At 66.4% G+C, this 19,441-nt stretch carries 17 protein-coding genes and 1 riboswitch; of the genes, 7 read left to right on the top strand and 10 right to left on the bottom strand.

The features are described from left to right. Positions 1 to 16: 16 nt before the first annotated feature. Both LGR64_RS19990 and LGR64_RS19995 read right to left on the bottom strand, forming a co-directional pair. On the bottom strand, positions 17 to 391 hold the full coding sequence (locus LGR64_RS19990) for a type II toxin-antitoxin system RelE/ParE family toxin (RefSeq protein ID WP_230356740.1): 375 nt from the start codon (positions 389 to 391) through the stop codon (positions 17 to 19). Next, positions 384 to 710, bottom strand: coding sequence for a type II toxin-antitoxin system Phd/YefM family antitoxin (locus LGR64_RS19995; RefSeq protein WP_230356742.1), 327 nt, complete (start codon positions 708 to 710; stop codon positions 384 to 386). Before LGR64_RS19995 ends, LGR64_RS19990 begins: the two co-directional genes overlap by 8 nt. 281 nt (positions 711 to 991) lie before the next feature. Between LGR64_RS19995 and LGR64_RS20000 the strand changes: the two genes are divergently transcribed. After that, a complete protein-coding gene (locus tag LGR64_RS20000; RefSeq protein ID WP_328511982.1) occupies positions 992 to 1,402 on the top strand; it encodes a hypothetical protein in 411 nt (136 codons plus the stop codon). A 37-nt stretch (positions 1,403 to 1,439) separates the two neighbouring features. On the opposite strand, the gene LGR64_RS20005 is transcribed toward LGR64_RS20000, so the two are convergent. Further along, complete coding sequence (locus tag LGR64_RS20005) at positions 1,440 to 1,790, bottom strand: ArsR/SmtB family transcription factor (RefSeq protein WP_012204227.1); 351 nt, start codon at positions 1,788 to 1,790, stop codon at positions 1,440 to 1,442. A gap of 349 nt (positions 1,791 to 2,139) precedes the next feature. Between LGR64_RS20005 and fusA the strand changes: the two genes are divergently transcribed. Continuing rightward, the gene (gene fusA, locus LGR64_RS20010; protein WP_099752053.1) at positions 2,140 to 4,242 is read left to right on the top strand and encodes an elongation factor G; all 2,103 of its coding nucleotides are present in this window, start codon (positions 2,140 to 2,142) and stop codon (positions 4,240 to 4,242) included. 431 nt (positions 4,243 to 4,673) lie between these two features. On the opposite strand, the gene LGR64_RS20015 is transcribed toward fusA, so the two are convergent. Continuing rightward, positions 4,674 to 5,588 (bottom strand): inositol monophosphatase family protein, encoded by a 915-nt coding sequence (locus tag LGR64_RS20015; protein ID WP_016449664.1) that lies wholly within the window; start codon positions 5,586 to 5,588, stop codon positions 4,674 to 4,676. Positions 5,589 to 5,804: 216 nt separating this feature from the next. Between LGR64_RS20015 and LGR64_RS20020 the strand changes: the two genes are divergently transcribed. The 5 genes from LGR64_RS20020 to LGR64_RS20040 all read left to right on the top strand — a co-directional run bounded on the left by LGR64_RS20020 (position 5,805) and on the right by LGR64_RS20040 (position 12,002). Further along, on the top strand, positions 5,805 to 6,632 hold the full coding sequence (locus tag LGR64_RS20020) for an RNA methyltransferase (RefSeq protein WP_141829385.1): 828 nt from the start codon (positions 5,805 to 5,807) through the stop codon (positions 6,630 to 6,632). 35 nt (positions 6,633 to 6,667) lie between these two features. Beyond that, the gene (cysE, locus tag LGR64_RS20025) at positions 6,668 to 7,492 is read left to right on the top strand and encodes a serine O-acetyltransferase (RefSeq protein WP_017407425.1); all 825 of its coding nucleotides are present in this window, start codon (positions 6,668 to 6,670) and stop codon (positions 7,490 to 7,492) included. 62 nt (positions 7,493 to 7,554) lie between these two features. Further along, positions 7,555 to 8,217 (top strand): nitroreductase, encoded by a 663-nt coding sequence (locus tag LGR64_RS20030; protein WP_013803520.1) that lies wholly within the window; start codon positions 7,555 to 7,557, stop codon positions 8,215 to 8,217. Positions 8,218 to 8,280: 63 nt separating this feature from the next. After that, positions 8,281 to 8,406: riboswitch (TPP riboswitch) on the top strand. A 265-nt stretch (positions 8,407 to 8,671) separates the two neighbouring features. Next, complete coding sequence (gene thiC / locus LGR64_RS20035; protein WP_034368871.1) at positions 8,672 to 10,615, top strand: phosphomethylpyrimidine synthase ThiC; 1,944 nt, start codon at positions 8,672 to 8,674, stop codon at positions 10,613 to 10,615. A gap of 334 nt (positions 10,616 to 10,949) precedes the next feature. Continuing rightward, the gene (locus LGR64_RS20040; protein WP_230356744.1) at positions 10,950 to 12,002 is read left to right on the top strand and encodes a porin; all 1,053 of its coding nucleotides are present in this window, start codon (positions 10,950 to 10,952) and stop codon (positions 12,000 to 12,002) included. Between the two features lie 25 nt (positions 12,003 to 12,027). On the opposite strand, the gene LGR64_RS20045 is transcribed toward LGR64_RS20040, so the two are convergent. The 6 genes from LGR64_RS20045 to yjgA all read right to left on the bottom strand — a co-directional run bounded on the left by LGR64_RS20045 (position 12,028) and on the right by yjgA (position 19,413). Continuing rightward, complete coding sequence (locus tag LGR64_RS20045; protein WP_141829381.1) at positions 12,028 to 13,407, bottom strand: efflux transporter outer membrane subunit; 1,380 nt, start codon at positions 13,405 to 13,407, stop codon at positions 12,028 to 12,030. Position 13,408: 1 nt separating this feature from the next. Beyond that, the gene (locus LGR64_RS20050) at positions 13,409 to 15,355 is read right to left on the bottom strand and encodes a MacB family efflux pump subunit (RefSeq protein WP_012204236.1); all 1,947 of its coding nucleotides are present in this window, start codon (positions 15,353 to 15,355) and stop codon (positions 13,409 to 13,411) included. 2 nt (positions 15,356 to 15,357) lie between these two features. Continuing rightward, positions 15,358 to 16,539 carry an efflux RND transporter periplasmic adaptor subunit gene (locus tag LGR64_RS20055; protein ID WP_071954726.1) on the bottom strand — a complete coding sequence of 394 codons (1,182 nt, stop codon included), beginning with the start codon at positions 16,537 to 16,539 and terminating at the stop codon, positions 15,358 to 15,360. A gap of 179 nt (positions 16,540 to 16,718) precedes the next feature. Further along, entirely contained in the window at positions 16,719 to 17,930 is a 1,212-nt protein-coding gene (locus tag LGR64_RS20060) for an ABC transporter substrate-binding protein (protein ID WP_012204238.1), read from the bottom strand. Between the two features lie 207 nt (positions 17,931 to 18,137). Further along, positions 18,138 to 18,743, bottom strand: a complete 606-nt coding sequence (mog, locus tag LGR64_RS20065; RefSeq protein ID WP_063326819.1) for a molybdopterin adenylyltransferase — start codon at positions 18,741 to 18,743, stop codon at positions 18,138 to 18,140. Then, a complete protein-coding gene (gene yjgA, locus LGR64_RS20070; RefSeq protein WP_123692395.1) occupies positions 18,736 to 19,413 on the bottom strand; it encodes a ribosome biogenesis factor YjgA in 678 nt (225 codons plus the stop codon). Before yjgA ends, mog begins: the two co-directional genes overlap by 8 nt. Positions 19,414 to 19,441 lie beyond the last annotated feature (28 nt).

The raw sequence follows: 19,441 nt of genomic DNA on the forward strand, positions 1-19,441 counted from the left end.
CTCCCGTTTTCTTCTTTTATGCCGGCCACAAACCGGAAAAATCGAATGACAGTTGCCGATGATGTCGAATCGATAACAGGTACATCACCTTATTCATCACCGAATAGAGCATCAGGTAGTCGCCATGCAGGTACACGCGCAGACTATCTGCTGCGCCAGCAGGCAACTTACTCAGTTGTTCCAGCGCTTCGGCAGACTGCGGTGGCTGGTCGAGGTATCGACGCCCTATCAGTGGAAAGCGTGCGAGGTTCGGTACCACGGTTGAGCGCAGGCCTGCAAGCAGAGCGTCATAGGCGAACGCGGCATCAGCCTCCGACAGGAAGGCATCGATGGAGTCGAGTCGCGCTAAGAAGCTGTCGGTTAGCTCGACGAGATACAAAGCCTCAGCCACGGCTCTTCATAGTCTTAGTTGCGGGCTGCGCAGGGGAGCGACGCTTTTGAATGGCTGCCAAGGCCTGATCGGCATCTTGGGTGCGCCCCGCGATGATGTCCTCCAAACCTCTGTGGGCGTCATCAGTCAATAGCAGGTGAATGCGCTCGCGCTCCAGACGGTGGTAGTAGTCGAGCCGGTCCGCGTCGATCAGTGCCACATAGCTCTCACCGTTCTTGGTGATGATTTTTTCAGCGCCAGCTTTCACCTGATCAGCCAGCTCAGAAAGGTTGGAACGCGCTTGGGTGAAGGGCACCACATCACGGGCGGAGATGGACATTACTGGTTCCTAGAAGCTGGCAGAATTCTGTGCAGTTTACCGGAAGGCCGTTACGGTAGGAGCGGCAGGTAGAGCTGCTCTTACTTCAAAGATACCAAGTCGCAGGTAGCCTCAAGCAGCCGCCTCAGTTCGGTGATTTGCCCATCGTCGATGGCTTCATCAGCGCACAGATGTCATCTATGGCCGATGGCTCTTGAAGCCTGCGCTGATTGTTTGCACCCTCAGCCATGAGTTAAAGAAAACGTGGCCCAGTTCTCCCTGCGAATCAAGAATTGTGAGCCATGACTCACGCACACCCAGGTTCGATGGAGCAACCAGCCTTCGCAACCACTCCCCAACCCAAACTCGACGACCTGGCCATCGACGCCGTCCTGCACCTGGGCGCTGCCCTCGAAGTGCTGGAGCTGCACGCCAGCCACAAGGTCACGGCCATCAATTGCGTCTGCCGCGACCTGCTGCGCATCTACTACGCCAAGGCCGATCAGGCGCAGTCGCTGGAGCCGCAGGACAAGGAGCTGCTGGGCTTGCTGCACGACACTGCGGTGGATTTAGGCTATGCCGTCGAGGTGGTGGACCATCTGAATGGCGATGAGGCCGATGACCCCATCCTCTATGCCGTGAGCTATCTGCTCAAGGCGGCCAAGCGGTTTGCGGATGAGGGCGTAGCTGCGGCGCTTGCCGTGAAGGGGTAGGGCGCAGGGCTGCCGCCTGCGTGGCAGGGGCGGGGCTTCAAGGGCAGGGTTTGAGGTGGGCGGCCGTGGCCTGTTCGGTCAGCGGGTCTTCGGCCAGGGCCTGCAGCAGCGCGTCCAGCAGGCCGGGAAAGCGCGCATCCAGGTCTTCGCGGCGCAGGGAGAGCAGGTTTTCCCGGCCGTCGGGGCGCTGCCAGATCACGCCGCTGTCGCGCAGCACGCGCCAGTGGTGGGTCATGGTGGATTTGGACTGGCCCTGCAAGAGCGAGCCGCAGGCGCGCTCATGGCCTGCGGCCAGCGCGCGCACCACGGCCAGGCGCAGGGGGTTGCCCAGGGCGTTGAGCAGGTTTTCCAGGCGTATCTGTTCGCGGTCGGGGTGGTTGGCAAGCATGAATCGTCCTCAGGACTTGTGCAAACAGGTTGCAGCAACGCGCTGCGCCCTGTGGAAGAACACTGGTTGCGTTCCTTCTTGCGCAAGTCGCAATCCTGTCGATGGGCGCCACTGTGCCATGGAAGCAATGCCGCACGTCGCTGATGCGGCGTGGCGCGGGCAGTTATCTGGCAGACAGGGGCATGGCGTGGTGAAAACATGAATCGTTCTGCAAGAAGTTGCGGAAGATAGTACGATTGTCTTCGTACATTCCAATTGTCATCAACCCTCATTCAACCCCCGCGAGAATCCGACCCTTCGAACCGGCAGATCACGCACTTACGCTTTCGCAGCACCCAGGAGTCCTTTCATGGCCCGCCACACCCCCATAGAACGCTATCGCAACATTGGTATCTCCGCGCACATCGATGCCGGCAAGACCACCACGACCGAGCGCATCCTGTTCTACACCGGGGTGAGCCACAAGCTGGGCGAGGTGCACGAGGGCGCCGCCATCATGGACTGGATGGAGCAGGAGCAGGAGCGCGGCATCACCATCACCTCGGCGGCCACCACCTGCTTCTGGAAGGGCATGGACGGCCGCTTTGACCAGCACCGCATCAACATCATCGACACCCCGGGCCACGTGGATTTCACCATCGAGGTGGAGCGTTCCATGCGCGTGCTCGACGGCGCCGTCATGGTCTATGACGCCGTGGGCGGCGTGCAGCCGCAGTCCGAGACGGTCTGGCGCCAGGCCAACAAGTACAAGGTGCCGCGCCTGGCCTTCGTCAACAAGATGGACCGCACGGGCGCGGATTTTCTGCGCGTGCGGCAGATGATGATCGACCGCCTCAAGGCCAACCCGGTGCCCATCGTGCTGCCCATTGGCGCAGAGCAGCAGTTCACCGGCGTGGTGGACCTGCTCAAGATGAAGGCCATCATCTGGGACGAGGCCACGCAGGGCATGAAGTTCGAGTACCAGGACATTCCCGCAGCCATGGTGGCAGACGCCAGGAAGTGGCGCGAGTCCATGGTGGAGGCGGCTGCCGAGGCCAGCGAAGACCTGATGAACCGCTACCTGGAAGAGGGCGACCTGCCCGAGGCCGACATCCTGCGCGGCCTGCGCCTGCGCACCATTGCGGGCGAGATCCAGCCCATGCTGTGCGGCTCGGCCTTCAAGAACAAGGGTGTGCAGCGCCTGCTGGACGCCGTGGTCGAGCTCATGCCTTCCCCGCTGGAAGTGCCACCCGTGGAAGGCCATGCGGAAGACGGCTCCATCATCGTGCGCCATGCCGATGACAGCGAGAAATTCTCTGCCCTGGCCTTCAAGCTGATGACCGACCCCTTCGTGGGCCAGCTCACCTTTGTGCGCGTGTACTCGGGCGTGCTCAACAAGGGCGACAGCGTGCTCAACTCCGTCAAGGACAAGAAGGAGCGCATCGGCCGCATCGTGCAGATGCATGCCAATGAACGCCTGGAGGTCGATGAAATCCACGCCGGCGACATTGCCGCCTGCGTGGGCCTGAAGGACGTGACCACGGGCGAGACCCTGTGCGACCCGTCCGCGCCCATCGTGCTGGAGAAGATGGTCTTCCCCGAGCCCGTGATCGCCCAGGCCGTGGAACCCAAGTCCAAGGCCGACCAGGAAAAGATGGGCATTGCCCTGTCGCGCCTGGCGGCCGAAGACCCGTCGTTCCGCGTTCGCACCGATGAGGAATCGGGCCAGACCATCATTGCCGGCATGGGCGAGCTGCACCTGGAAATCATCGTGGACCGCATGAAGCGCGAGTTCAACGTGGAAGCCAACGTGGGCAAGCCCCAGGTGGCCTACCGCGAGACCATCCGCAAGAAAGTCACCGATGTGGACGGCAAGTTCGTGCGCCAGTCCGGCGGCAAGGGCCAGTACGGCCATGTGGTCTTCACGGTGGAGCCGCAGGAACCCGGCAAGGGCTTCGAGTTTGTGGACGCCATCAAGGGCGGCGTGGTGCCGCGCGAGTACATCCCTGCGGTGGAAAAGGGCGTGGTCGAGGCCCTGACCAGCGGCGTGCTGGCCGGCTACCCCGTGGTGGACGTCAAGGTCACGCTGACCTTCGGCTCGTACCACGACGTGGATTCCAACGAAATGGCCTTCAAGATGGCGGCCATCTTCGGGTTCAAGGAAGCGGCGAGAAAGGCCAGCCCCGTCATCCTGGAACCCATGATGGCCGTGGAAGTCGAGACGCCTGAGGACTACGCCGGCACCGTCATGGGCGACCTGTCCTCGCGGCGCGGCATGGTGCAGGGCATGGACGACATGGCCGGCGGCGGCAAGTCCATCAAGGCCGAAGTGCCCCTGTCCGAAATGTTCGGCTACGCCACGTCGCTGCGTTCGCAGACGCAAGGCCGTGCCACCTACTCCATGGAGTTCAAGCACTACGCCGAAGCACCGCGCAACGTGGCCGAGGCCGTGATCAACGCACGCGCGAGGTAAAAGAGGCGGCAAACGTGCAGTGGGCAGCATGCTGCCCCTGACCGTGGCCCCCTCTCACCCCTCCCGTATGTCCACGCCTGCGTCGGGCCGCCTGCGGGGTTGCAGTCCTGCCGCAGGACAGGACTGCCTCGTCATCTGACTCGCCGTGATTGTTTGAACGTAGCGCGCAGCGCGAAGTGAGTTTCACGGCGAACCCCGCAGGCGGCCCGGCGCAGGTTGCCCGCAGCGAAGCGAAGGGACGTGGACATTCGGGTCGCCTTTTCTTGGCCTACGTTCTTTTGGCGAAGCAAAAGAAGGTAGGTCGGCCGCCGGGCCGAGACCCGGCCCCGAAAAGCAACCCCCCGGCAGGGGCAAAAAGCGCACCGAACCCACGCCCAACGAAAAACAGCTCCTTGAAGGAGCTGTTTTTCATAAGAGAGGAGAAGCCGGAATCAAGCCTCAGGCTGCTGCTCAGACTCAGCAGTCTCAGCATCAGCGACGGGAGCCGCCTCTCCAGAATCAGACAGCGCCTGCCGCACACCCGCCTTCTCCCCAGCCGAAGCAAACTTGCTGTACTTGCCAACGATGCCGACCAGCGCACCATAAATCCGCGGATTGCCCGCCAGGCATTCCTTCTGCTCCAGGAAATCAGCCTCACCCGTGAAGTTGCCGACCAGGCCACCAGCCTCGGTCACCAGCAGGCTGCCGGCGGCCACGTCCCAGATCTGCAGGCCGCTTTCGAAGAAACCGTCGGCAAAGCCGGCTGCCACGTAGGCCAGGTCCAGCGCGGCGGCGCCGGGGCGGCGCACGCCTGCGGTTTCCTGCATCACGTCGCCCAGCATGTTCATGTACTGCTTGAAGTTGTCGCCACGGCGGAAGGGGAAGCCGGTGGAGATCAGGCTGTCCTTGAGCTGGATGCGCTTGGACACGCGGATGCGGCGGTCATTCAGGTACGCGCCGCGGCCGCGCGTGGCCGTGAACAGGTCGTTGCGCGAGGGGTCGTACACCACGGCGTGCTCCACCTTGCCCTTGAAGGACAGGGCAATGCTCACGCAGTACACGGGGAAGCCGTGGATGAAGTTGGTGGTGCCGTCCAGCGGATCGATGATCCAGACGTAGTCGGAGTTCTTGGCGCCGAACTCGTTGCCCGATTCCTCGGCCAGGATGCCGTGGCCCGGGTAGGCGCCCAGCAAGGTTTCGATGATGGCCTGCTCGGCCGCCTTGTCCACCTCGGTCACAAAGTCGTTGACCTGCTTTTGTGCGACACGCACGGATTCCACGTCAAGAGCCGCGCGGTTGATGATGGCGCCGGCGGCGCGTGCGGCCTTGATGGCCACGTTGAGCATGGGATGCAGGTTGGTCGACATAGATTGTGAGGCGTTGGCGGAGCAGCGGCTGTGCAAGGAGAGGACGGTCCTCTCTGGCAAAAGCAGGCTGTTTGACGCGGGTAAGAACGGAAAAAGCCGCGTCCGGCGATGCGGGGCGGCGACAATAGCGCGCAATTTTACCCGCCTTGTCCGTTTTGTGCTGCGCAACCTGTCCCGTCTTGGGGGCTCTGCCGGTGCCGGCAGGCCAGCGACGCCATGAAAACCCGATTCGTACTGATAGAAACCAGCCACGCCGGCAATGTGGGCGCCGCCGCCCGCGCCTTGAAGACCATGGGCTTTGACGACCTGGTGCTGGTGCGCCCGCGCTGGCCCAACGTGCTGCGCAAGGAAGAGACCATCCAGCGGGCCAGCGGCGCGCTGGACGTGCTGGGCAATGCGCGTGTGGTGGAGACGCTGGAGGAGGCGCTGGACGGCATCAGCCACCTGTGCGCCACGGCCATGACGCCGCGCGACTTCGGCCCGCCCACGCGCACGCCGCGCCAGCATTTCGAGCTGCTGCTCAGCGGGGCGCTGGATGTGCTGGCTGCGCCCGATGAGGCCGATGTGCCCGATGAAGCGGCGCCGCCCACCGATGCATCCGTGCCGTCACTGGCTCCCGCGCCGCGCTGCAACCAGTCGGGCGTGGCCTTCCTGTTCGGCTGCGAGCGCTTCGGCATGAGCAACGACGATGTCTACCGCAGCGATGTGGCGCTGTCGATTCCGTCCAATCCGCAGTTCGGCTCGCTGAACCTGGGGGCGGCCATCCAGGTGGTGGCCTACGAGTGGCGCCAGGCGCTGGGCGGCTTTCCCGTGGTGGAGCACACGCCTGCGCCGCAGCGCGCCGACGCGGCCCAGGTGGCCGGCATGCTGGGCCATTGGGAGCAGGCGCTGGCGCATATCGGCTTTCTCGATCCGGCTGCGCCCAAGAAGCTGATGCCGCGCCTCAACCAGCTTTTCAACCGCTCGCAACTGACCGCCGAGGAAATCCACATCCTGCGCGGTGTTGCGAAGGCCATGCTGCAGAGCACCCCACCGAAACGCTAGACTGAGCGGTCTTGTCAACAATAACCAGCCCCTAGATGCTTGACCGCCTGCGCTCCGATATCCAGTGCATCCTCGACCGCGACCCTGCGGCACGCAGCACCTGGGAGGTCATCACCTGTTATCCGGGTCTGCATGCGATCTGGCTGCAGCGCCCGGCGCACTGGTGCTGGAACCATGGCCTCAAGTGGCTGGGGCGCTTCATCTCGCACATTGGCCGCTGGCTCACCGGCATCGAGATCCACCCCGGCGCCGTCATCGGCGAGCGCGTCTTCATAGACCACGGCATGGGCGTCGTCATCGGCGAGACGGCCGTGGTCGGCGACGGCTGCACCATCTACCACGGCGTGACCCTGGGCGGCACCTCGCTGTACAAGGGCGCCAAGCGCCATCCCACGCTGGGCCGCGATGTGGTGGTCAGCGCGGGCGCCAAGGTGCTGGGCGGCTTCGAGGTGGGCGACGGTGCCAAGATCGGCAGCAATGCCGTGGTCATCAAGCCCGTGCCCGCAGGCGCCACGGCCGTGGGCATTCCGGCGCGCATCATCGCCAGCAAGAACGGCCACAGCGCCGATGTGACCGAGCACGACCTGGCATCGGCCAAGGCCGAGTCCATCAAGGTCCCGTCGGCCGCCGCGCCCCAGCCGTTCACGGCCTACGGCATCACCCAGGAAATGGACCCCGTGGCCCAGGCCATGCGCGGCCTGAGCGATGGCGCGGCCGCGCACGAGCAGCAGATTGCGCTGCTGTGGGAGGCCATTGCCAAGCTCTCGGCTGGCAGCAAGGTGGGCGACTGCGTGCCCTGCGAGTCCGAGCGCCCGCAGGCCTTCCAGAAGGACAAGATCGACCAGATCATGGGCAAGTAGGCCTGCAGAAGATCACCAAAGATCCCCAAGATCCCCCAAGAAGACCGGAGACTCCGACCAGCATGAACGTTGAACAGGCCTTGCATGCGCGCCGCTCCGTGCGCGCCTTCCTGCCCCAGTCGCCCGATGCGGCCCTGGTGCGCTCCCTGATGGAACAATCGGCACAAGCGGCCTCGGGCGGCAACCTGCAGCCCTGGCGCGTGCTGGCGCTGACGGGCGAGCCGCTGCAGCAACTGCTCACCGCCGTTGCCGAAGCCGAGCCCCAGGACGCCCAGCCCGGCCTGTCCTACCCGCCCAATCTCTGGGAGCCCTACCGCAGTCGGCGTTTTGCCAATGGCGAGGAGCTGTACCAGTCGCTGGGCATTCCGCGCGACGACAAGCCCGCGCGGCTGGAGCAGCTGGCGCGCAACGGCCAGTTCTTCGGCGCGCCCGTGGGCCTGATCGTGGCGGTGGACGAGCGCATGGGCCTGCCGCAATGGGTGGACCTGGGCATCTACCTGCAGTCCTTCATGCTGCTGGCCTGCGCCAATGGCCTGGCGACCTGCGCCCAGGGCTTCTGGCGCCGCTACAACGACGCCGTGACCCAGGCGCTGGCGCTGCCCGAGGGCTACCACGTGGCCTTTGGCATTGCGCTGGGCTACGAGGACAAGGAAGCCCCCATCAACGGCTGGCGCGCCACGCGCGCTCCGGTGGCCGAATGGGCACAGATGCGCGGCTTCGACTGAGCAGGGCTTTCAGGCCCCTGGGCAAACCCGCAGGGCAAGGGCGCCTTGCCATCCCCTATACTGCGCTCTGCTCCGGGGTGTGCTGATGCACTGAGATGCCAACCGGTCCATGCGCTGCATGGGCCAGGCGGCGAACCCGACGAACTTGATCCGGTTGATACCGGCGGAAGAAGAGCGGGACCCTGAAGCGGGGCCGAAGTCAGAGGATGGAAGTCCGCCACGGCGGATGCACGCAGGGCCGCAACGGCCAGGCAGGCCACCATCCGATGCGCATCGACCCTTGCCAACCAAGGCTGCTCGTGCGCCTTGGCGTGCGTGGCAACCAGGGGCCAAGGCCATACGGCCCTGGCAGGCCCACACTGGCATAGCCCGGTGCGCGGCCTTTGGCACAGCCCAAGGAGTGTCCGGTTCCCGGAGCGTTGTTGATCGACGCTTTGAACGCAAGGAACCCGACATGAACGCTCCCGATTCCATCTTCACCCCCGCAGCCGGCGAAGCTCCAGACGCACAGCGTTTTTCCGATCTGCTGGCGCAGTCGCGCAAGCCGTTCCCGGCCTCCACCAAGAGCTATCTGCAAGGCAGCCTGCATGCCGGCCTGAGCGTGCCCGTGCGCGATATCCAGCTGACCAATGGCGAGCAGGTCAGCGTCTATGACACCTCGGGCCCCTACACCGACCCGGCCGTGGCCATCGACGTGCGCAGCGGCCTGCCGGGCGTGCGCAATGCCTGGATCGAGTCGCGCGGCGACAGCGAGTACTACGCCGGCCGCCTGCGCCAGGCCCTGGACGACGGCGGCAAGCGCGGCGAGGAAGACGAGCGCGTGGCCCGCCTGCGGGCCGAGGCTGCTTCGCTGCAGCGCCAGCCGCGCCGCGCCAAGAGCGGCGGCAACGTCACCCAGATGCACTACGCGCGCAAGGGCATCATCACGCCCGAGATGGAATACGTGGCCCTGCGCGAGAACGGCCGCCGCGAATGGATGGCCGAGTACCAGCAGGACGCCGCGCGCGAGGCGCGCCTGGCCGGCAACGGCCTGGGCGCTGCCATCCCCAAGATCATCACGCCCGAATTCGTGCGCGACGAAGTGGCGCGCGGCCGCGCCATCATCCCGGCCAACATCAACCACCCCGAGATCGAGCCCATGGCCATCGGGCGCAACTTCAAGGTCAAGATCAACGCCAACATCGGCAACTCGGCCGTCACCTCCAGCATCGAGGAAGAGGTCGAGAAGCTGGTCTGGGCCATCCGCTGGGGCGCGGACAACGTGATGGACCTGTCCACCGGCAAGAACATCCACACCACGCGCGACTGGATCATCCGCAACTCGCCCGTGCCCATCGGCACCGTGCCCATCTACCAGGCGCTGGAGAAAGTGGGCGGCATTGCCGAGGACCTGACCTGGCCCATCTTCCGCGACACCCTGATCGAGCAGGCCGAGCAGGGCGTGGACTACTTCACCATCCACGCCGGCGTGCGCCTGGCCTACATCCACCTCACGGCCCAGCGCCGCACGGGCATCGTCTCGCGCGGCGGCTCCATCATGGCCAAGTGGTGCATGGCCCACCACCGCGAGAGCTTCCTGTACGAGCACTTCGAGGACATCTGCGACATCATGAAGCAGTACGACGTCAGCTTCTCGCTGGGCGACGGCCTGCGCCCTGGCAGCGCCTCGGACGCCAATGACGAAGCCCAGTTTGCCGAACTGCAGACCCTGGGCGAGCTGACCCAACTGGCCTGGAAGCACGACGTGCAGACCATGATCGAAGGCCCCGGCCACGTGCCCATGCACATGATCCAGGCCAACATGACCGAGCAGCTCAAGCACTGCCACGAGGCGCCGTTCTACACCCTGGGCCCGCTGACCATCGACATCGCGCCCGGCTACGACCACATCGCCAGCGCCATCGGCGCGGCCATGATCGGCTGGTTCGGCACCGCCATGCTGTGCTACGTCACGCCCAAGGAACACCTGGGCCTGCCCGACCGCGACGACGTCAAGCAGGGCATCATCGCGTACAAGATCGCGGCCCACGCCGCCGACGTCGCCAAGGGCCACCCCGGCGCCCGCGCCCGCGACGACGCGCTGAGCCAGGCCCGCTTCGACTTCCGCTGGCAGGACCAGTTCAACCTGGGCCTGGACCCCGACACCGCCCAGGCCTACCACGACGAAACCCTGCCCAAGGACAGCGCCAAGGTGGCGCACTTCTGCTCCATGTGCGGCCCCAAGTTCTGCTCCATGAAGATCACCCAGGAAGTGCGCGAATTCGCCGCTGCCAAGGGCGTGGCCGAACAGGAAGGCATTGCCGCCGGAATGCAGGCCAAGGCCGAGGAATTCAACCGCGCGGGCGGAGAGTTCTATATCCCCATCGTGGCGGCCAGCAGCGATACGACGGCGCGTTGATCGCGCGGCATTGAGCCGATCCGGGCTGCGTGCAATGCGCGGCCCGGTGGCCGCCGTGGATGGCGCGGCGGCCTTTCCTTGGGAAAACACCTAGCGGTCCGTGATGGCTGAGGATCAGTCCGTCGCCGAATCGTTTATCTCCAGCCACCTTCTCCCACCGAGAATTCCATGGCCAGCCGTTACCGGCGTTGCCCCGCAGGCTTCGCAGGCACAAGAACAAGAACGCGCTGACTGCACGGCCGCAGTTTTCACGCGTGGCCGGCAAGGATTTCAGTACGCCCTGGCCCTCGTGGCGAGGGCTTTCGCCAACTGGCAATCGGGAGGAGGAGACGACATGGCTAGAAGAACCATTCAATGGCTGGGCACGGCGCTTGCATTGGGCACGGCCCTGGCGGCCCAGGCCCAGAGTTCGGTCACGCTCTATGGGCGTGTGGTCGCGGGGGTGGACTACCAGAGCAATGTGTACGACCCGGCCACGGGGGGCTCTGGCAATCTGTGGCGGGCCGTGGGCAACCAGTGGGGAACGAGCATGCTGGGTTTCAAGGGGGAGGAGGATCTGGGCGGCGGGCTGCATGCGCTGTTCACGCTGGAGTCGGGCTTCAGCATCGACGATGCCAAGTTCAACGGCGCAGGTTTCTTCAACCGCCGCACCTTCGTGGGCCTGCGCAGCGGATGGGGCACGCTGAAACTGGGCAAGGACCTGTCGATCTCGGATGCGCACTGGGCGCTGGACCCCACGGGCCAGCAGTTCATCGGCTCGGCCACGCTGGTGCGGGGGCGCAACTGGGGCGGGCATGACAACATGATTTCCTACGAAACGCCCAGCTGGGGCGGCCTGCGCGTGCTGGCGCTGACCGGCCTGGGCGAGCAGCCGCAGGGCGCATCGCGGCTGCGCAAGGATGCGCTGTCGGTGTCCTATACCGCGCCCACGTTCGAGTTGCGCGCCATCTACGATGTGGCCCGCGATGCCAATGGCCGCATCAGCGATCTCTACACCACCTCCCGCAACCTGACGCTGGGCGGCACGGTGACGCTGTCCGCGCTCAAGCTGTTCGCGGGCTATGAGCAGCTGTCCGCGCCCGACAGCGCGGCTGGCGTGCCCAACAAGGCGCGGCAGTACTGGATGGGCGCGCGCTACAAGGTGTCAGGCCCGCTGACGCTGATCGGGGCGGGCTACCGCACCACGGTCAACAACGGCGGCGGCAGCGCCAACCTGTTCATGGCGGGTGCCGACTACGCGCTGTCCAGGCGCACGCTGCTGTACGCCAGCGTGGGCAATGTGCGCAATGGCGGCAATGCGAACTTCTCGGTGGAGACCACCAACAACAACCCGGCGCCGGGCGGCAGCCAGACCGGCTTCTACGTGGGCATGGCGCATTCGTTCTGACTCTGGCGGACCGTTGGTGGTGGCTTCAGGAAGCCGGCCACCCTCCGCCTAGGGCCTTGTGCAGCGTGAGCTGGTTCTGCAGGCGTGCCAGGTGCAGCGCGGACAGGGCCAGCTGCGCTGCGCGGCGGCGCTCCTGGGCGTCCAGCCAGGTGCGCAGCGGCACCTGGCCGGCGCGGTAGCGCGCCTCGTACAGCCGCGTGATTTCCACGGATTCCTGCGTGGCGCGCTGCTGGGCCTCTTCCTGGCGGGCCAGTTCGGTGCGGGCGGACAGGGATTTTTCCGTTTCGGCCAACGCGGCGTACAGCGTTTTGCGGAAGTTGACCACCGCCTCTTCGTACTGGCTGCGTGCAATGGCGGTGTTCAGCCGCATCTCGCGCACATTGAGAAACGGCAGGGCCAGGTTGGCGCCCAGGGCCGCCACGGGATTGGCCAGCACATCGAGCAGGGTGCTGCTGGAGGTGCCCAGGCTGCCGGTGAGCGATAGCCGGGGGTAGTAGCTGGCGGCCGTGGCATCGCTGCCGGCCAGGGCGCCGCGCAGCCGCAGTTCGGCGGCGCGCAGGTCGGGGCGGCGTCCCAGCAGGTCGGCGGGCAGGCCTGGCTGCACGGCGGGCAGGTCGGCCACGGGCAGCGCCTGGGGCTCGCCACCGGGCGGCTCGGCGCCCTGCAGCAATTCGGCCAATGCCTGGCGCAGTTCGGCGCGGGCCTGGGTGTATTGGCTCAGCAGGGCCTGCTGCTCGGCCAGGGCCTGCCGGGCCTCGCGCAGCTCCAGGCCGGACACTGCGCCGCTGCGGTACTGGGCCTGCACCAGGTCGATGGTGCGGCGCACGTACTCCAGGCTTTGGCGTGACATGTCCAGGCGCTCGTTGGCCAGCGCCAGTTGCCAGTACAGGCTGGCCGTGGTGGTGGTCAGCGACAGCGCCACGGCATCCTTGTCCTGCACGCTGGCCTGTGCTTCGAAGACGGCGGCATCGCGCTGCGCGCCCAGCCGGTCGAACAGGTCCAGCTCCCAGGCCACGCCCAGTGTGGCGCTGGCGTTCTCCAGGGTGCTGCGCTGGCTGCCCGACAGCGGGCGGCTGGCGCCCGTGCCTACGCTGCCGCTGGGCTGGGGCAGCAGCGCATGGCCTGCCAGTTGCGCCTGCAGCGCGGCCCGCCGCACACGGATGCCGGCCGTGGCCATGTCAGGGTTGCGCGCCAGCGCCAGGTCAATCCAGGCATCGAGCCGTGGATCGCCGAAGCCGTGCCACCAGGCATCGGGCATGGGCGTGGCTGTCGGGGACGATGCCTGCGCATGTTCGAACTGCGCGGGCAGCGCCACCTGTGGCGCTTCGTAGGGGGTGCGCGTGATGGCGCCGCAGCCCGCAAGGGCCACGGCGCATGCCAGCGCGCTGGTCTTGAGCATATGCATGTCAATCTCTGGAGAGGGCCTGGACGGGGTCCAGGCGCGCCGCGCTGCGCGCGGGCAGGAAGCCGAAGGTGATGCCTATGAGCGAGGAGCAGGCGACGGCCAGCACGATGGAGGCGGCCGAGAACGACAGCTGGAAGCTGGAGCCCGACAGGCTCACTGCCAGGCCCAGGCTCAGCGCCAGAGAGACACCCAGGATGCCGCCCACGATGCAGACCAGCACGGCCTCGATCAGGAACTGCTGAAGGATGTCCGACTGGCGCGCGCCGATGGCCATGCGCACGCCGATCTCGCGCGTGCGCTCGGTCACCGACACCAGCATGATGTTCATCACGCCGATGCCGCCCACCAGCAGCGCGATCATGGCGATGGCCGAGACCAGCAGCGTCAGCGTGGTGCTGGTGCGCGTGATGGCCTGGCGGATCTGGTCGGAGTTCCAGACGAAGAAGTCCTTGGTGCCGTGGCGTTCCGTGAGCAGGCTGGTGGCCGCCTTCAGCGCGATCTCGGCCGGCACCTCGTCCTTGATGCGCAGCGTGATGCTGTCCAGGTGGTACTTGCCGACCAGGCGCGTGGCGGCCGCCGTGTAGGGCACGAAGAAGGTGGGCGTGGAGCCGCCGAAGCTGTTTTGCGCGGGGCGCAGCACGCCCACGATCTCCACGGGCATCTCGCCCAGCATCACCACCTCGCCCAGCGGGCTGGGGTTGCCGGGAAAGAGCGCGGTGGCGGCCTTCTGGTCGATGACCGCGACCTGGGCGTGCAGGTCCACGTCGCGCTGGTCGAAGAACCGCCCTGACGCCAGGCGCAGGCCCTTCACGCGGAAGTGCTCGAAGCCCACGCCCGTCACCTGGGCCATGGCCGCGTTCTCGCGGTACAGCGCCGTGACGCTGACCGACACATTGGGCGTGGCGCTGTCCACGTAGGGCTGCTCGGCCAGGGCCTGGGCATCGGCGGCAACCAGGGTCTCGATGGCGGCGGCGCGCGTGTCGCCGAAGTCCTTGCCGGGGAAGATGTCCAGCGTGTTCGTGCCCAGCTCGCTGATCTGGTTCATCACCTGCTGCTGCGCACCGCGCCCCAGCGCCACCACCGAGACCACGGCAGAGATGCCGATGATGATGCCCAGCATGGTCAGGAAGGTGCGCAGGCGGTGCGCGTTCATGGCCCGCAGCGCCATGCGCAGCGCTTCGCCGAAGCGGTCGCCGAACATGCGCCAGGAGGCGGCGCGCGGGGCGGCTGTGGCCTCCAGCGGGGGCTTGCTTTCATGCGGGGCGCTGCGCCGGTCCGCGATGATGGCGCCGTCGCTGATCTCGATCACGCGCGAGGCGTGGGCCGCCACGGCCATGTCGTGCGTGACCAGGATGATGGTGTGGCCGTCGGCATGCAGCTCCTGCAGGATGCGCATGACCTGCTCGCCACTGGCCTTGTCCAGCGCGCCCGTGGGCTCGTCGGCCAGGATGACGGCGCCGCCGTTCATCAGCGCGCGGGCGATGGACACGCGCTGCTGCTGCCCGCCCGACAGCTGGCCCGGCCGGTGCTGCATGCGGTCGGCCAGGCCCAGGCGTTCGAGCAGGGCGGCCGAGCGCGCATGGCGGTCCGTGGGCGCCGTGCCGGCGTAGACCGATGGCAGCTCCACATTGCCCTGGGCCGTGAGGTCGGCCAGCAGGTGGTAGCGCTGGAAGATGAAGCCGAAATGCTCGCGCCGCAGCGCGGCCAGCGCATCGGGGCCCAGCTCGCCGGTCTCGCGGCCGGCGATGCGGTAGCTGCCCGAGGTCGGATGGTCCAGGCAGCCGAGGATGTTCATCAGCGTGGACTTGCCCGAGCCCGAGGCGCCGACGATGGCCACCATCTCGCCGGCCTCGATGGTCAGGTCAATGTCCTTGAGCACGGCGACCGTGGTGTCACCGGCGGGGAACTCCCTGCGCAGTCCCCGCATTTGCAGCAATGGCTGGTCCATGCTCACATTCCCATGGGGTCGGCGGCGGGGGCGTTGCTCGGGCCCGCCTCGCCGATCACCACCTGCTCGCCCGCCTCCAGGCCCGACAGCACCTGGGCCTGGGCATTGGTGCGCAGGCCGATGCGCACCTTGCGCTCGGCGACCTTGCCTTCGCCGTCGCGCACGCGCACGGTGTAGCTGTCGTCCTCTGCCCGGCTGCCCAGTGCGGCGGCCGGCACCAGCACGGCCTTGTCAGCCTGGGCCACGCGCACGGTGACCTGGGCGGTCATGGAGGGGCGCAGCTTGCCGTCCGGGTTGGGCACGTCGAACTGGGCGTTGTAGTAGATGGCCTTGGCGGCGGGCGTGGCCGCAGCGGGCGAGGCGCCGCCGCCCGCGTCATTGACGATGGAGGTGGGTGCGGGCTCGATGCGCTCTATCTTCGCCATGTGTTTTTGGCGGTTGCTGCCCAGCGTGGTGAACCATGCGGTCTGGCCGAGCTGGATCTTGTCCACGTCGGCCTCGGCAATCTCGGCACGCACGGTCATCACGTCGAGCTTGGCCAGCATGACGATGGTGGGCGTGGTCTGGAAGGAGTTCAGGGTCTGGCCCTGCTTGGTGACCACGGCCACGATCACGCCGTCCATGGGCGCGACGATGCGGGTGTAGCCCAGGTTGATGCGCTCGGTCTCCACCTGGGTGCGTGCCTGCTCGATCTGGGCCTGCAGGGCGCCGACCTCGGCCTGGGCCGTGTCCAGCGCCGCCTTGGCGGCCTCATGGTCGGCGCGCGAGGTGGCGTCGGCCTGCAGCAGTTCCTGCTGGCGCTGGAAGGTGAGCCGGGCCTGGACGAGGGCCGCGCGCCGCGCGGCCAGCTGGGCCTGCAGCGCGGTGACCGAGGCCTCGGCATTGCGCAGCTTGATGCGCTGCGGCTGGGCATCGACTTCGGCGATCAGGTCGCCGGCCTTGACCTGCTGGCCCAGTTCCACATGCAGGCGCTTGACCTGTCCGGAGACCTGGGCGCCCACGGCAACCAACTCCTTGGCATGCAGCCGGCCTACGGCCAGCACGGTCTGCTCCAGGTTGCCCACGGTGACGGCGGCCGTCGCGTACCGGGTGGCGGGCTTGGCGCTGGCCTTCCACAGTGCGCCCCCGGCGATGATGCAGGCGCCCACCACGGCGCCAATGGTCCACTTGCGATTGAACTTCATTCTTCCCCTGCCGCGCGGTCGGCCGCAGGGGAAGAAGTTCCTGCCCGGCGCCGCGCCCAATGCTCGAACTTACCAGTCTGGCGCGGTTCGATGTCCCGGCATTGACCAAGGCATGGAGATTCAGTGGAGAAAAGCGAGGGGCGGGAGCGGCCGGGCTGCCCCCCCGGCTCACCGCCAGTTCAGCGCCAGTATTGGCACTTGCTCTCGGCCTTCGTCGTCCAGACCTGCTCGGCCGGCAGCTTCTTGACCAGCTTGTAGTAGTCCCAGGTGCCCTTGGATTCGGCGGGGGATTTCACTTCCATCAGGTACATGTCGTGCACGTAGCGGCCGTCCTCGCGCAGGTAGCCGCTGCCGAAGAAGTCATCCATCTTCATGCCGCGCCAGGTGGCCATGACCTTGTCGGCGTCCAGCGTGCCGGCCTTCTCCACGGCCTTGAGCCAGTTCATGGTGGCCGAGTAGTCGGCCGCCTGGATCTCGCTGGGGCGGCGCTGGGTCTTGGCCATGAAGGCATCGGCGAACTTGCGCGAGGCATCGTTCATGTCCCAGTACCAGCTGGTGGTGAACTGCATGCCCTGGGTGTTCTTCAGGCCCAGGCTGTGCACGTCGGTGAAGAACACCAGCAGGCCGGCCAGCTTCATGTCCTTGGTCACACCGAACTCGCGCGCGGCTTTGATGGAGTTGATGGTGTCGCCACCCGCATTGGCCAGGCCCAGGATCTGGGCCTTGGAGTTCTGCGCCTGCAGCATGAAGCTGGAGAAGTCGCTGGCGTTCAGCGGCGTCTTGACCGAGCCCAGCACCTTGCCACCGCGCGCCTCGATGATCTTGGTGGTGTCCGCCTCCAGCGCATGGCCGAAGGCATAGTCGGCCGTCACGAAGTACCAGCTCTTGCCGCCGGCCTCCACCACGGCAGCGCCCGTGCCCTTGGCCAGGGCCACGGTGTCGAAGGCGTAGTGCACGGTGTAGGGGCTGCACTGCTCGTTGGTCAGCGCCGAGCTGCCGGCGCCGTTGTCGATGAAGACCCGCTTTTTCTCCTGCGCCACCTTGGCCATGGACAGGGCCGTGGCCGAGTTCGTGCCGCCAAACACCAGGCTGATGCCCTGCGTGTCAATCCACTCGCGCGCCTTGCTGGCGGCAATGTCGGCCTTGTTCTGGTGGTCGGCCGTCAGCAGCTCGATGGGCTTGCCCAGCAGCTTGCCGCCGTAGTCGTCAATGGCCATCTGTATCGCCACGGCGCCGTTCTTTCCCTCGACATCGGCATAGAGACTGGACATGTCGGTGATGAAGCCGATCCGAACCTTGTCCTGCTGCGCCAGGGCCGGCGTTGCCAGTGCGGCGGCGCACAGTGCCAGGGCCAGCGGTGTCATCAGCGATGTCTTGGGGCGTTGCTGCATGAAGTCTCCTTGCTTTGGATGGAAAAAGCCCGCTGCTGTTGCGCAGGGGCCGGGGTGATTCCATGCTGGCAGGGACAGGGGCCTGCCGCATTGGGGCAAGCACGGGCTTGGTGGCCCCGGTGCGACAGTCAGGCCGTGCGGCCGCAAAAAAGGCAGCCCTGAGGCTGCCTTGTTGGATGCACCTGAGGGGCCTCCTGGCCCTGGACCTCAGTCAGCAGTGCGCGGCGCGCGCACGGCATTCTTGGGCCGGAAGGCCTTGCACACGCTGTCATCCGTTTCCAGATAGGGCCCGCCGATCAGGTCCACGCAATAGGGCACGGCCGCAAAGATGCCGTTGACCGTTTGCGTGCCATCAGGGTTTTGCAGGCCTTGCAGAGTCTCGGCAATCGCCTTGGGCTGGCCCGGCAGGTTGATGATCAGGCTCTTGCCACGGATCACCGCCACCTGGCGCGACAGAATCGCCGTGGGCACAAAGGCCAGGCTGATCTGGCGCATCTGCTCGCCAAAGCCCGGCATTTCCTTGTCGGCCACGGCCAGGGTGGCTTCGGGCGTGACATCGCGCGGCGCGGGGCCGGTGCCGCCGGTGGTCAGCACCAGGGAGCAACCTGCATCGACCAGTTCGATCAGCGTGGCGCTGATGCCGGCCTGCTCGTCGGGGATCAGGCGCGGCTCGAACGTGATGGGGTTCCTGAGCGCGCGGGTGAGCCAGTCCTGCAGGGCCGGCAGGCCCTTGTCCTCATAGACGCCGCTGCTGGCACGGTCGCTGATCGAGACGATGCCGATGCGCACAGCGTCATGGACGGGTTCACTCATCGTCAGCTTCCTCGCCAGCGCCGTCACCGTCCTCGGCGGTCTCGCGGCCCGTGCCGCCCAACTGCTGGCGAACCAGCTGGAACAGATCGCGGTAGGCGCGGCCCTTGCGCTGGGCCAGGCCGGTGGACTCCTGCACATTGGCCTCATGGGCGCCCGGCATGTCCTTGCGGGCCTGGCGGATCAGGGCGCGCAGCTGCTGGGTGTCGGTGTCGGGGAAATGGTCCAGCCAGATGGACAGGGCCGATTCCTCGGCAATCAGGCGGTCGCGCCATTGCTCGGCAGCGTGCAGGGCCATCTTCTCGGCGGCCGAGCCGTTGTGCTGCTCGTCCAGCGCGGCGCGCACGGCGGCGATCTCGGTCTCGTCCAGCTTGCGCATGAGCTTGCCGACGAATTGCATCTGGCGGCGCTTGCCTTCGAAATTGGTGATGCGCTTGGCCTCGGCCAGGGCATCGGCCAGCTGGTCGGGCAATTGCAGGCGCTTGAACAGGTCGGAGCGCAGCGTCAGCAAATCCTTGCCGAGGTCCTGCAAGGCGTCGGACTCGCGCTTGAGATCCGTCTTGCTGGAGTCGGGGGTGCCTTTGAGTTCGGCCTTGAGCTGCAGGTCGAGTTCGCTGCCTTCGGCAACGAAGTGACCTTTGACGTAGTAGCCTTTTTTGGGTTTGCGTGACATGGGGTAGGGGACAAATGCAGTGGCGGCG

Origin of the sequence: Delftia sp. Lp-1 (assembly GCF_020523835.1) — a bacterium.
GTDB classification, from domain to species: Bacteria; Pseudomonadota; Gammaproteobacteria; order Burkholderiales; family Burkholderiaceae_C; genus Comamonas; species Comamonas acidovorans.